Genomic DNA, 13,804 nt, shown 5'->3' with positions numbered 1-13,804 from the left:
AAAATGCCGTACTTCAACGTAGAACTTTGAATCTTGTCATTCATCATAGGGAAAACGCGGGGAGCCTTTAAGACGCTGACGGGTTCATTGGGTCCTTCAGGCGATTTCCTGAATCAAACCCATCAGTTGCGCGCGGCGAACGATCTGCTTGCGCGACGTCGCGTCGAGCTTGACGAAGAGATTCTTGAGATGCCACTTCACCGTTTCCTGGCCGACACCCATGGCAAGCGCAATCTCCTTGTTCGTGAGGTGGCGACTTACCAGTTCGAGCACGGTGCGCTCCTTGGGCGTAAGCGCTGTACTGGGCATGACGCGCGGGCCGTCTCCTGTTTCGGCATCCTGCAACGCGCCAGCGGACGCGGGCATGGTCGAGCGGACGCGCACGGGCGGTGCGTCGCTGTCGGCCGCGCGCTCGCGCAACCAGTCGACGAGCGCAGGATGAAGGGCGAGCGCGGCGAGATTCATTCCATAAGTCGCCGCCAGGTCTTTCGCTTCCCGCAGCAGAGCGGTGCCGTCTTCCCCGCAGCGGTCCCGCGCGAACGCCCGTAAAGCCATGATCTCGGCGCCAACGACTCCGAGCTTCATCGAATCGGTCCACCGCTGCGCAAGTGCCAGTGCCTCGTCTGCGCTTCGCCAGTCCTGAGCAGCGAATGCGACAAACGCTCGCGCGATCTGCTGGTGCATGAGCAGGACGCCGCGCGCGAGCGGTGCATCCTCGGTGGCGTGTGCGGCGACCAGATCGTCCAGCCGGTTGGCAAGCGTGTGACAGCTCGCCGAACGGAAACGGCCGCTGTGCAGCCTGATCTGCTCGGCCAGACTCACCACGCTTAGCCGCGGCATATGGCGGGCGGCGCCGATGGCATTGAGCGTTTCGAGCAAATCGAAGGCCCGGTGCTCCGCGCCGCAAGCCGCTGCGACCCGGGCGGCGGTACGGTAGGCGAAGATCACCGCATCGGGCGTACCGCTGCGCTCGATGACGTCCAGCCGGTTTGCAAGCAACGCCGCCGCTTCGTCGAGGTCGCCCTGGTTGTAGCGCGTTGCAGCGAGCAGGGCCGCGAGCATGCAGGAAAACGGGTGGCGGCGACCGAGATCGTCGTCCGCCTGCACGAGCGACGGGCGCAACGTGCGCTCCGCCAGCAGGACCTGCCCTTCGAGCAGGTAGCTGAAGCCCGTAAAGCACGTGCGCCAGCGAACCACGTAACGGTCGGCCGCACTGGCACCCCCGCGCGGCGCATGTCGTCCGTACTGACGCGCCGCCGCGTATTCACCGGCCATGATGGCGCGCACCGACAGCCGGTTGGCTTGCACCTGTTGCAACCAAGGATCGCCAACGGGCGGAGCGTTGCCCCAGCGTTCGAGCAGGTGCGCCGCCCGGTCCGGCTCATCCGCGAAGTAGGCCGCCGCGCTCAGAATGAGGTCGATCTCAAAGCGCATTGCGTCATCCGGCTCGGTGCTGCGCAAGATCGCCTGCGCCTGCTCCTCGGCCTGTCGCTGCCGGTCGCTGAGCGCAAGCGCCCATGCCATCGCAAGCCGTAGTCGCGGATGTCGCTCCAGCACAGGCTCAGGCAACCATTCGAGCCACTCGAGCACGGCCACGACATGGCCCTGCGTGACGGCCTCATGCAACGACCGCTGGGCGAGCACATATGCGGTTTCCTCCTGCCCGCACGCGAGCGCGTGGCGCGCGGCCGCTTCGGCCATGCCGTTGTCGGCCAGCCACTGCATCGCGCGGCGGTGCAGATCTTCGCGTGCGGACTGTGGCTGCGCGCCCAGACGCGCGCGCAGCGCTTCGCGCGCCATCGCGTGCATGCGGAACCATTGGCCACGCCCCTGCGCGCCGACAACGAAGAGCGGCGTCTCCCGCGCAAGCCGAAGGAGGCGCTTACCTGCGTCGTGTTCCCCCGTGAGTGCCGCGCAAAGATCCTCGTGCTGAATCTCGACAATGGATACGCGCACGAGGAATTCCGTGTCCTCAGTGCTTAGCCTCTCCAGCAGCGCGGTGACGAACTGTTCGCGAATGCCGGCGGTGCTGCTGGCAAAGGCGTCGATGCTCGCTACGGGGTCACCGGAGTCGGCAATGGTGGCAAGGGCGAGTTGCAGGCCTAGCGGCCAGCCTTCCGCGATGTCATGCAATCGTGCGCTCGCTTCAGCATCGACAACTGCGTCGAGCCGCTTGCCTATCAGGGCAATGGTTTCGTCCAGCCGAAAGCGAAGCGCAGCGGCATCCACCGTGACGCACCGTCCAGCCGCCCCCAGGCGTCTGATTACCTTGTCGAAGCCGGCGCGCGCGGCAATCACCACACGCAGGTTGGGCGGCAGGTTTTCGAGCAGATAGACAAGCGCGTCCTGGCTCGCCTGCGGCAGCTTTTCGGCTTCGTCGAGCATCAGCACGGTATCGAACGCAGTGCGGGCCACTTCCGCCAGCCATACCGTGAGCGCCTCCAGTGGCGACTCCGCAATCGCGCCGCCCTCTAGCAGGCGCTTGCCGAACGTCACCTTGCCGGACCCGGCGCGCACGGCAAGCGTGAGACCTCCGAGCAGGCGTTGAGGATCGTCGTGCCCGTCGAGCGAGAGCCACGCAACAGCGCTGCCGTGTCTCAGGTATTCCTGTCGCCACTGGATCAGGAGCGACGTCTTCCCGAAGCCCGGCGGCGCCTGCACAACGGTCACGGCGCGATCGCGAAACTGCTCGCTGTCCGACCTCAGACGGGTACGGGCCAGCATGTCCCTCGGCGCGCGCGGCGGAATGATCTTGAGCGTCGCTTCCGGACTTTGGGCTGATAGTTGCGTTGTCATCGGATTGGGGGCAAGGACCGCGTCGCGAACGTGCCAATGCAAACGGGGGCAGGCGGGGTTGAATTGATTATAGCGTTCTACCGTTACATCTCCCTCAACCTGACAGTGCCCGCGGAAGGCGGGTGGAGCGCAAATTGCTACATTCCTTTGGCATCGATCGCGATGCACGTTTTGTCCGGGTGAACGTTGTCTCTGTCCGTTGAGGGGAATGCGGCACAGGCTCTAAATTGGCGGCATTAACCCCACCGGGCGCTTGCGAGAAACACGGTTAGCTCGCGCCGCCCCAGCCCGAGCATGCCGCCAGCGGAGCGCCATGTTCGGGCGGCTCTAGAGGAGACACCGCCATGGCCCACCAGATAAGCCTACGTTTTGAGGATGGAGTGACCCGCTTCATCGAATGCGAAGATACAGAGCGCATCACCGATGCCGCCATTCGCGCGAAAATCAATATTCCGCTCGATTGCCGTGATGGCGTGTGCGGCACCTGCAAGGCGGTTTGCGAGTCTGGCGAGTACGTTCTGGGCGACTGCGTGGAAGATGCGCTTAGTCCTGAGGAGGCGAGCGCCCGCAAGGTTCTCACCTGCCAGATGAGCCCGCGTTCGGACTGCGTGATTCAGATCGCCACGAACTCCGATGTTTCGGGCACCGGCCCGTCCTCCTTCAGTGGACAGATCATCACCTGCCAACGAGCGTCGGACAGCACGATCGTCTTCTCGGTCGAACTCGATAATCGTGTGGATCTCAGCTTCCTTCCTGGGCAGTACGTCAACATCCGGGTGCCCGGCACCGATCAGACGCGGTCCTACTCGTTCAGTTCGGGGCCGTCCGCGCGGCACGTGTCCTTCCTTGTGCGCAACGTGCGTCAAGGCACGATGTCGACCTGGCTTTGCGAATCCGCCAAAGTAGGGGATCCAATCGAATTTCGTGGCCCAATGGGGAGCTTCTACCTGCGCTCCATCGAGCGCCCGGTGCTGTTCCTGGCGGGTGGCACGGGCCTCGCGCCGTTTCTCTCGATGCTGGACAAGATTGTGGAGGACGGCGGCAGCCCGTATCCAGTCCACATGATCCTCGGCGTGAACAACGATGAGGATCTGGTCGGCCTCGACCGGCTCGAAGCCTATGCGCAGCGCCTGCCGAACTTCACCTATGCCTGCACCGTCTCCAACCCCGACAGTGCCTATCCCAACAAGGGGTATGTAACTCACCACATCGTTGCCTCCCAGCTCAACGATGGCGATGCGGATGTCTATCTCTGCGGCCCGCCGCCGATGGTCGATGCAGTGCGCAATTTTCTCTCGTCCGAAGGGCTGACGCCGCGTAACTTCTATTATGAGAAATTCGCCGGCACTGGCCTGGTGGTGCAGACCGGCGAGGAGCGCATCGCGCCTGTTGATGTCGATGAAGCCTTCGACCTGCGCATGGCTCTCGAACTGGGAGCGGCTCAACTGACGATGGGCCGGCTGTCGAGCGAGCAATTGATCAACTTTCGCCAACTCGCCGAAGCGACGGCGCAGTTCGTGTGCGGGCACCGCTTTACCGACGTGGCGCGCTACATCGAGGCAAACCGCGCCTTCCACATGTTCACGATCGAAGCTTCTGGCAATACCCAGCTGATCGCGCTCTACCGGCAACTGGCTGTGCAGGACTACATCGCCCGCGCGCTGACCGACCAGATCGAGATCGTCGGCGATATCGTCCAGCAGCACCGGGACATTGTTGCCGCGTTCGAACTGGGGGACCTGAATGCGGCGCGAGACGTGATTGCGCTGCATGCTCACCATTCCAGGGCCACGATGAGCCGGGCGCTGGAGCGTATGGCGCTGGGCAAGAGCGCACCCATGGTCGCAGCGCCCACCGCTGCCCCGTTTGCCGTGCCGCAGAGCGCACCGCAGATTTGCCCGTTCACCGCCAGGACTCTTCCGGCCTATTCACACGAACTGGACTGGCCCGAGGGGCTGGAGCCATTCAAGGTGGTCGATGACGGCTCGCAAGGCGACCCTTACGAGCACTACCGCTGGATGCGGGAGCACGCGCCGGTGCTGCGTTGCCAGTCGGCGACTTCGGACGTCTGGTTCCTCTCGCGCTATGACGACGTCTATCAAGCGATTCGTAATCCAAAGCTGTTTTCATCCGAGGTTGTCAGCCCGCCGCCACTGACGTTCCTCACGTTGTTCGATGCGCCCGATCATTCGCGCTTACGCAAGGTCGTCCAGCCGTCTTTCCTGCCGCTGTCGCTCGATCCCTTTGTCGAACAGATCGCGCAAAGGGCAGAGGACCTGCTCGACGCGATGATTGACAAAGGCGGCGGTGATGTCGTCAACGATTTCGCCATCCCGCTCAGCATCTCGACCATCTCCACGATGATCGACGTGCCGAACGAGGATGAGGAGAAGATGAAGTTCTGGTCGGACGAGACCTTTAGCTATTTCGGGCGGCTCGCCCGCAATGCACCGGGGACCGGCACCGACGAGCAAAGCGCGCAGGCTTTCTTCGCATACCTGAAGGAAGCGATGGAGCGGCTTGCACTCACCGACAGCCAGTCGATTGGCGGGCATATCGCGCGCATGTGGAAGGACGGTCTGCTTTCGGAAAAGGAGGCGAAGGAACTGTGTGCCTTCGTCTTCATCGCCGGGCATGACACGACGACCATCCTTGTCGCCAACGCTTTCCGCATGTTCGCCGAACAGCCGCATCTGCTGGGACGGATCCGCGAAAACTCCGCCGACGCCGACCGTTTCGTCGAGGAGGTGGCGCGCTATCGCGGAACAGTCCAGCGTGTGAGCCGCATCACCACCGAAGCAACCACGGTCGCGGGCGTGGATCTGCCCAAGGGGGCGGTGGTGCGATTGCTGCTGTCGGCCGCGAACCGCGACAGCCGCAAGTTTGTCGACGGTGAGACGTTCGACATCGACCGCGATTCCAGCGGCCACCTGGGTTTCGGCAACGGCATGCACAAATGCCTTGGCGCGCCGCTCGCCAAGCTGGAAACACTGATTGCGACGAAGGCGCTGGCCCGCAAGATTGGCGGTATTGCGCTCGATCCAGCAAGGCCGATCCAGTATGTGCGGGGAAACAATCTGACCAACTCAGGGCCCGAGCACCTGTTCGTCAAGCTGGACAGATTGTCGGCCTGAACCGGAGGAGGGGCGCTCGGGTCAGTCCGCTTCCCCCTTTTCAGGCGGCAAGGATCGATCGTGGGCCGCGGAGCGGTATTCGGTTGGCCGCAGTCCCGTCTGCTTGCGGAAGAATCGGCCGAAATAGGCCTCGTCCTGAAAGCCCAGTTCACTGGCGATCTGCTTCACGCTGAGCGTCGAATAGCCGAGCAGCCGCTTGGCCTCGTGGATCGAGCGTGCGTCGATTGCCTCGATTGCCGAGACCCCGAAGGTGGCGCGGCAGATTCGGGAGAGCTGGCCGGTGGTTACACCCATCTCGTCGGCGTAGCTCGCCACTGGCCGCCGCTCGCGGCAATGGCGGTCGAGCAGGGCGCGGAACCGTTCGATGCGCGCCGCCATTGTCCGCTGCTCGGAGCTTGCTGAAAGCCGGGCGCTCTCGCTGAGGCGTCCGATCTTGACGAAGAGGGCGATCGCCAGTGCCGCGCCTGCGGTGAACTGCCAGCGCTCGTGGCTCTCCGCCTCGTGCCCGATCGACTGAAAAAGCGTGTCCAGCGGTGTGCCGCGTTCGACGTCGGGATCGACCGTGAGCACCGTTGGCGTGCGCATGAATTCCAGCAACTCGGGCGCGGCCGTCATCGCCAGCGATTCCAGCGCGGGCTGAGCGGCTGTAATGACGTGCCCGTCGATGTCGCTGCGAAAGTGAAAGCCGTGGACCGAGTGAGCGGGCACGACGATCAGGCATGGTGCAACGACTGCCCATGTTTTGCCGTCGATGAAGGTTTCGCCGCCCCCGCGGGTGACGTAGAGCACCTGGATCAGCGCGTCGTGGACGTGCGGCTTGATCTCGAAGTCGAAGCGTCCGGCTCGCAGGGGAATCGGCTCGTAATGGACCATGTCGACCCAGGATTGGCCGGCTTCCGCGCCGTAGAGCGCGAAGTGCAGAACGGTCCGGCGGCGCTTTGGGTCATGGGCCATGATGCACGGTATGTCCTGTTATATGTAGTCTCTGTCCATTGTTCCACAGGCGCCTGGGGCGTTCAATGGCGATACGGATTTCAGGAAGCGTAATTGCACGGAAAATTTTAGGGAAAGTAATTACATGGCACAGCAAATGGAAAATCTCGCCGCCGTTTCGGCCCCCTACGGTTTGAACCTCGACGGCAAGGTCTGCGTGATCACGGGCGCGGGTAGCGGTATTGGTGCCGGTATTGCGCGCGCCTTCGCCGGTGTTGGAGCACGTGTGGCGCTCGTAGACCGGAATCTTGCCGGCGCTGAAGCCGTTGCCGCCGAACTTCGGAAAGCCGGCGCCGTGGCGCACGCTATCGGCTGCGACGTGTCGGACGAAGCTTCGGTTGCCGCAGCCGCCGGCGAAGTTCGCGCAGCGCTCGGTCCGGCCAGCGTGCTGGTCAACAATGCAGGATTGCTACGCTCCGGTCCGCTCGAGACGGTCTCGATCGAAGACTGGAATCAGGCCATCGCCGTGAACCTCACCGGCTATCTGCTGTGTGCCCGCGCGTTCGGGCGCGACATGCTGGCAGGGGGCAAGGGCAGTATCGTTCATGTTGCCTCGATTGCGGCGCTCAATCCGCAGACCAATAGTGGCTCCTATAGCCCGAGCAAAGCCGGCGTGCTGCTGCTCTCGCGGCAGTTGGCGGCGGAGTGGGGCCCGCGCGGCGTGCGCAGCAACTGCGTGCTGCCCGGCATGATCCGCACTGCGTTGTCCGCGAAATTCTACGAGGAGCCTGGATTCGAGGCTCGCCGCGCTGCGGCTACCGCGAGCCGCCGCATTGGCGAGCCGGAGGATCTCGCCGGTCCGGCACTGTTCCTTGCCTCTGACCTGGCTGCCTACGTCAATGGCGCCGAAGTGCTTGTCGACGGCGGGCTCGATTGCATGCTGATGGACATGGTTCCGCGCCCTGGCTTTAACGCCACCCCGGCCGTGTGAGCACCCTCACACCATAACGAAAAGGAGAGTGAATATGGCCAAGGAGATCACTTGCGATCTGGTCGTGGTCGGATCGGGTGCCGCAGGCCTCGCCACCGCGATCACTGCAAAGAAGCGCGGCCTCGATGTCATCGTGCTCGAAAAGGAGTCCGTGTTCGGAGGTACCACCGCGCTGTCGGGCGGGGTCTTGTGGATTCCGCTGAGCAAATATGGCCGGCAGCAGAGCCCGGCGGACACCGTCGAGCACGTGCGCGAATACATGATGAGCGAGACGGGCCGCAACTACGATGCTGCTGCGGTCCAATGCTTTATCGAGAACGGGTCGAAAATGGTCGAGTTCTTCGAGCGGGAGACCGAGATGAAGTTCGTGCCCACGCTCTATCCGGACTACCACCCGGATGCGCCCGGCGGCGTCGACATCGGCCGCTCGATCCTCGCCGCGCCCTATGACATTCGCGGTCTGGGCAAGGACATGCAGCGCCTCAAGCCGCCGCTCGAGACGATCACCTTCATGGGAATGATGTTCAATTCCTCGAACGCTGACCTCAAACACTTCTTCCGCGCGACCAAATCCCTTGTTTCATTTTGCTACGTGGCCCGGCGTCTGGCCACGCACCTCAAGGAACTGGCGCTCTACCGGCGCGGGATCAACGTCACGAGCGGCAACGCGCTTGCTGCGAGGCTCGCGAAGTCGGCGCTGGCAATCGATATTCCGATCCGCACTTCGACGCCCGTGAAGGAACTGCTGAGCGAGAACGGCACGGTGGTCGGTGTGCGCGCAACCGCTGCGGACGGCGATCTTCGCATCACTGCCCGGCACGGCGTCGTGCTGGCTTGCGGTGGCTTTCCGCATGATCGCAAGCGCATTGCGCAGGTCTATCCGCATGTGAAGCGTGGGGGGAAGCATCTCTCGCCCACGCCCGTCGGCAATACGGGCGACGGGCTGACCATGGCGGAGAAGGTGGGCGGCGCAGTGCAACTTGGCTTTCCCGATGCGGCGGCCTGGATGCCTGTCTCCGAGGTGCCCTTCGGCAAGGGCCGCACAGGCGTGTTTCCGCACCTGCTCGACCGCTACAAGCCGGGCGTGATCGGTGTGCTGCGCAGCGGTCAGCGCTTTACCAACGAGTCGAACTCTTACCATGATGTTGGCGCGGCGCTGATCCGCGCCTGCGAGGGTGAACGGGAGACGGCGATGTGGCTGATCTGCGATAAGGTCGCGCTGGCCAAGTATGGACTGGGGTACGCGAAGCCCGCGCCGATGCCGGTGGGTCCGTTGCTGCGCAAAGGCTACCTGATCAAGGGCGAGACGATCAGCGAATTGGCGCGCAATTGCGGGATTGTTCCTGATGCGCTCGAAGCGACGGTCAGCGCCTACAATCTCGACGCCACGCGCGGAGAAGACCCGGCGTTCCATCGCGGTAGCACGTCGTTCAATCGTTATCTCGCCGATCCCGATAACAAGCCCAACCCTTGCGTTGCGCCGATCGCGACCGGCCCCTTCTATGCAGTGAAGGTGGTGATGGGCGATCTGGGCACGTTCGACGGCCTCAGGACCAGCGTCACCGGCGAGGTACTGCGTGCCGACGGCAGCGAGATCGAGGGCCTTTACGCGGTCGGCAATGACCGGCGCAGCGTGATGGGCGGCAACTATCCGGGTGCCGGCATCACCCATGGACCCAACATGACGTTCGGCTATGTCACCGGTAACGCCATCGCCACCAAGGCCATGACCTGCAAAGAGAAGGTACGCGCATGAGCACCCAACCAATGTATCTGGCAAAGCCCCTCGTGGACTTCCGGGTCTACACGATCGCGCTGCGCAAAATGCCGGAGTTTCTCGAAGTGTTTGACAGGCTCGCCATGCCGATCCTGCTCGAGACGCTTGGACATCCGCTCGGCTTTTGGACAAGCCTGGTCGGGGCGCAGAACCAGTTCACGCACCTGTGGGGATATGACGATCTGGCAGACTACGAACGACGATGCCTTGCACGCGATACGCATCCAGATTTCCCGGCCTATCTCGAGGCATCGGGCCATCTGATCACGGCACAGGAGACGCGGCTCATTCGTGCGGCCGCGCTGAGTAGCGTCGCAAAGTAAGCCAACTACGACGTACCCAGTGCAAGGTCGCGATGAGCCGAGCTTTGGAACTCGCGGGGTGTCGCGCCGGTCTGCTTGCGGAAGTAGCGGCTGAAATAGGCGCTGTCCTCGAATCCCAGGCTGTGCGCGATCTGTTTGACGGTCATTCCCGAATAGACGAGGTCGCGCTGCGCTTCGCGAATCAGATGGTCGTTGATTAGCGCGGTGGGTGACGCGCCGAGCTCGTCGCGACAGATGCGCCCGAGTTGTGGCGCGGTGATATCGAGCGCGTCTGCATAGAACTCGACCGGACGATGCTCGCGGAAATGCTGGGCAATCAGTTCACGAAAGCGTCTGATTTGCAAACTGCGTCGCGCGGCGAGGGCGGCCACCGGCATGTCGGCATGTTCGACCAGTCGCGCCGCCTGTACGAAAAGTGCCATTAACAGTGACATCCCCGCCGCCGTATAACCTGCCGCACCACGGCGGAATTCCAATTCGAGCAGATTGAATAGCGGCATCAGTGTTTCGTCGCTGGCCGCCGGCCCGCGCACCGGGATCACGGCGGGGCGCTGGAGAACCGTGATAAGCGTCGTCGAAACAGACTTCGCAATGGACTCCAGCGCGCGCTGCGCCGCCGTCACGACAAGGCCGTCGATCTCCGGCGAAAACACGAAACTGTGCACCACCGTCGCGGGAAGGATCACGAGGCACGGCGGGTCAAACGGGGTTTTTTCGCTCTCGACGACGACGTGGCCGTGGCCGTTGCGGATGTACAAAAACTGCAGGAGTGCGTCATGGCGGTGCGCGGGAATGTTCCAGTCATTCGGCCGGCTGCGCTCGGGAATCCACTCGAAATTGAATGCATCGTGCCACGGGGGCCGGGCGGACGAGGCTTCGCCGTACAGCTCGTAATTAGGGATTTTCCTCATGATGTCTTCCCTCGCATGTGCAGATTGTCCTGTTTTTACATAGTTTTGTCCATGATCGGCCGACGCCGTCTGCCTATACTTCAGGCAGGCGGAATCGACAGAAATTCTTTCGTGGAAGACGCAGAACATGTCTTGTGTCCGCTCTTTACGGAAGAGATTCGGATGCCTGATTAAGATGGGGCGGGAAGCGACCCTGTCACCCTGGCCGTTCCGCGTCCGCGGGTACGGCGCAGCAATAAAACGACATCGACCCTTGGAGACATTGCAATGGAAGCGCTCGATCGCGCCGGCTCCGCCCGCGCGTTGCCCCCGCTCGTCTATCACTTCGCTGGAGGGCTGTAATGAAGACCTTGGAACGCGTCGTCGATACCCAGGCCTTTATCGACAGCCAGCGGTTCTCCCCATTTCAGTGGATCATTCTCGTGCTGTGCTTTCTCGTTGTGGCGGCCGACGGCTACGACACGGCTGCCATCGGCTTCATCGCGCCGTCGCTCGTGCAGCAGTGGGGTATTGCGCGAGTCGCGCTGGGTCCGGTAATGAGCGCGGCTCTGGTCGGGCTTGGCATCGGTGCAGTTCTGGCTGGTCCGCTCGCCGACCGCCTCGGGCGCAAGACGGTGCTGGTGCTTTCGGTAGCCTTTTTCGGACTATGGAGTCTTGCAGCGGCATTCGCCAGCTCGGTCGAGTCGCTAACCATCCTGCGCTTGTGCACGGGCCTCGGACTCGGCGCAGCCATGCCGAACGCCGTCACGCTGATGTCCGAATATGCGCCGACACGCGTGCGTGCGGTTGTCGTCAATACGATGTTTTGTGGCTTTTCCACCGGCCTCGCGCTCGGGGGATTCGCGTCTGCATGGCTGATTCCGCATTTTGGCTGGCAAAGCGTGCTGATCGCTGGCGGCATCGGGCCGATCGTGCTTACCTTTCTGTTGATCTTGCTCTTGCCGGAGTCGGTTCAGTTCATGGCGGTACGTCAACGTGCCGACGCGAAAATCGCGAGCATCCTCGGGCGTATTGCGCACGGTACAACGCTCGAAGGTTGTCGCTTCGTTGCCCCGGAGCGCGGCGTGAGCACGAAGCACGAATCGGCGATTCGCGTCGTCCTGTCGCGACAGTACCGCTTCGGGACGCTGATGCTGTGGCTCGCGTATTTCATGGGCCTGCTGATCTATTACCTGCTCACTAGCTGGCTGCCTACGCTCTTTCGCGACACTGGCTTTTCCGGCGAGCGCGCTGCGCTCATGACGTCACTGTTCCCGCTCGGCGGTGTAGTCGGCAACCTCTGTGTGGGCTGGGTCATGGACCGCCTCAACGCCAACCGCGTGATTGCGGCCACGTATGTGCTTGCTGCACTGATGGTCCTGCTGGTGGGGCGCGGTGTCGGACATCAGTTGTGGCTCGGCACGCTTGTGTTTCTGACTGGCACACTGGTGACGAGCGCAGTGACGTCGATGTCCGCGCTTGCTGCCGCCTTTTATCCGACGCACGGGCGGGCGACGGGCGTCGCATGGATGCTCGGAGTCGGCCGTATCGGCGGGGTGGCGGGGGCGCTGGTCGGCGCAGCACTGATGGGCTTCGGCTGGCAGTTCGGCTCGGTATTCGGCCTGCTCGCGCTCCCGGCCCTCGTGTCCGCGTCCGCACTGTTCGCTATGATCGGGCGAGGCGGCAGCGTGGTTCAGTCGGGTGTTCAGGGAAGCGTGCCCATGCACTAGGGCCGTTTGTTAGTGTCGTAGGCGCCCGGTCCACAGGCACGCCGGCAGTGGCCACCCTGGGCAACGCGGACGACTCGTCGAACTGCGGCCACGTGCTCGTGCGCGCGCCCTTGCACCGTGGTTGGAACTGTGGCCCGGAAAGTATTCGACGACGGTTGTGTGATGTTGAGCAGTTCCGCGCCAGGCAATGGTGAAGATCGCTTGTTGCGACAAAGCCTGCTTGTATACGACCGATCCGGCCGGATCGTGTTAGCGCGAGAGCATGTGGGGTGGTTTTTCCGTACACGGCCGGATATTGAAAGCGGAGAAATCATTCTCGCTTGCGAAATGCGTTTGGCGTAGCACCCGTGAATCGCTTGAAGAATCGCGTGAAATACGCCGGTTCCGTGAAGCCCAGAAAGTCGGACACCTGATTGATATTGAGCGAGGTGTAAGTCAGGCTTCGCTTCGCTTCGAGCAGCAGTCTCTGATGGACGAGAGCGAGCGCGCTCTTGCCTGCAATGCGCTGGCAAACCATATTCAAATACACCGGCGTCACCCCGAGGCGTTCGGCATAGCGGCTAATGGGAAAATGTTCGCGGTAGTGTTTTTCGATCAGCCCGGAGAACGCTTTCAGGAGCGCTTGGCCGCGATCCTGGGGGGCGTCCCTTTCCTCGCCTTCTTGATCCTGACGGCTGACCCACACGACTAGCGCGCTCACGAGCGACCGAAGCAATAAGTCCCTCGAAGGCGCGGGAAGGCCGTACTCCTGGTTTAACTGGCTGCACAGGGTATTCAGGTAGGGTAGATCGTTGCCGACCGAATAGCACGCTGGATGCTCCAGTACGCGGCGAGGCGCATCGATTTGCTGCTGAAGCCAGTTCGTCAGGGGCGCGGCGATCGTGATCACGTAGCCGTCGACTTCCGGAGAAAACTGGAAACCGTGTACGCACATCGGCGGGACGACCTGGACCGAAGGCGTGTCGATCCTGGTCTTTTCGCCCTCAATTTCGAGCAGTGCAACTCCTTTCTGCACGTACAGCAGCTGCGCGAGGTCGGCATGCGTGTGCCGCCTGATTTCCCAGTCGTGCAAACTGCTTCGCTCAGGTATCGACTCACAGTGCAGCAAGTCGAGCGTGCTCCAGTCAGGTCCTTCTCCGTATAACTTGAATACAGGGATGTTGTGCTGTGCCGGTTGCTTCATGGATCTGTCGCCGGTTGTCGGCCCGCAGGAGACTTTCTAAAAGTCCA

The 13,804-nt window shown here is 62.6% G+C and carries 9 protein-coding genes; 5 read left to right on the top strand and 4 right to left on the bottom strand.

The features are described 5' to 3' along the window. Window positions 1–96: 96 nt before the first annotated feature. On the bottom strand, window positions 97–2,724 hold the full coding sequence (locus tag P5W98_RS33105; RefSeq protein WP_421028632.1) for a LuxR C-terminal-related transcriptional regulator: 2,628 nt from the start codon (window positions 2,722–2,724) through the stop codon (window positions 97–99). Between the two features lie 416 nt (window positions 2,725–3,140). On the opposite strand from P5W98_RS33105, the gene benC reads away from it, so the two are divergent. Further along, window positions 3,141–5,930 (top strand): benzoate 1,2-dioxygenase electron transfer component BenC, encoded by a 2,790-nt coding sequence (gene benC, locus P5W98_RS33100; protein WP_421028631.1) that lies wholly within the window; start codon window positions 3,141–3,143, stop codon window positions 5,928–5,930. A 21-nt stretch (window positions 5,931–5,951) separates the two neighbouring features. Here the strand turns inward: benC and P5W98_RS33095 are convergent, their stop codons facing one another. Then, complete coding sequence (locus tag P5W98_RS33095) at window positions 5,952–6,884, bottom strand: helix-turn-helix domain-containing protein (protein ID WP_421028630.1); 933 nt, start codon at window positions 6,882–6,884, stop codon at window positions 5,952–5,954. A 124-nt stretch (window positions 6,885–7,008) separates the two neighbouring features. Between P5W98_RS33095 and P5W98_RS33090 the strand changes: the two genes are divergently transcribed. From P5W98_RS33090 to P5W98_RS33080, 3 genes are read left to right on the top strand one after another with little or no spacing between them, the layout of a single operon-like run. Further along, window positions 7,009–7,854: an SDR family NAD(P)-dependent oxidoreductase gene (locus tag P5W98_RS33090; protein WP_421028629.1), complete on the top strand. Its 846-nt coding sequence runs from the start codon at window positions 7,009–7,011 to the stop codon at window positions 7,852–7,854. A gap of 34 nt (window positions 7,855–7,888) precedes the next feature. Continuing rightward, window positions 7,889–9,610, top strand: a complete 1,722-nt coding sequence (locus tag P5W98_RS33085) for an FAD-dependent oxidoreductase (protein ID WP_421028628.1) — start codon at window positions 7,889–7,891, stop codon at window positions 9,608–9,610. Further along, window positions 9,607–9,954, top strand: a complete 348-nt coding sequence (locus tag P5W98_RS33080; RefSeq protein ID WP_421028627.1) for an NIPSNAP family protein — start codon at window positions 9,607–9,609, stop codon at window positions 9,952–9,954. The genes P5W98_RS33085 and P5W98_RS33080 overlap by 4 nt, the downstream gene beginning before the upstream one ends. A gap of 5 nt (window positions 9,955–9,959) precedes the next feature. On the opposite strand, the gene P5W98_RS33075 is transcribed toward P5W98_RS33080, so the two are convergent. Then, on the bottom strand, window positions 9,960–10,865 hold the full coding sequence (locus P5W98_RS33075) for a helix-turn-helix domain-containing protein (protein WP_421028794.1): 906 nt from the start codon (window positions 10,863–10,865) through the stop codon (window positions 9,960–9,962). Window positions 10,866–11,206: 341 nt separating this feature from the next. Between P5W98_RS33075 and P5W98_RS33070 the strand changes: the two genes are divergently transcribed. Beyond that, complete coding sequence (locus P5W98_RS33070; protein ID WP_421028626.1) at window positions 11,207–12,574, top strand: MFS transporter; 1,368 nt, start codon at window positions 11,207–11,209, stop codon at window positions 12,572–12,574. Window positions 12,575–12,884: 310 nt separating this feature from the next. Here P5W98_RS33070 and P5W98_RS33065 read toward each other — a convergent pair whose 3' ends face one another. Continuing rightward, the gene (locus P5W98_RS33065) at window positions 12,885–13,757 is read right to left on the bottom strand and encodes a helix-turn-helix domain-containing protein (protein ID WP_421028625.1); all 873 of its coding nucleotides are present in this window, start codon (window positions 13,755–13,757) and stop codon (window positions 12,885–12,887) included. Window positions 13,758–13,804 lie beyond the last annotated feature (47 nt).

Source organism: Paraburkholderia sp. A1BS-2L, from assembly GCF_051125205.1.
In the GTDB taxonomy this organism is placed as follows: domain Bacteria; phylum Pseudomonadota; class Gammaproteobacteria; order Burkholderiales; family Burkholderiaceae; genus Paraburkholderia.
Note: the sequence above shows the minus strand (reverse complement) of the source record. Positions and strands in the feature narration are given on the sequence as shown.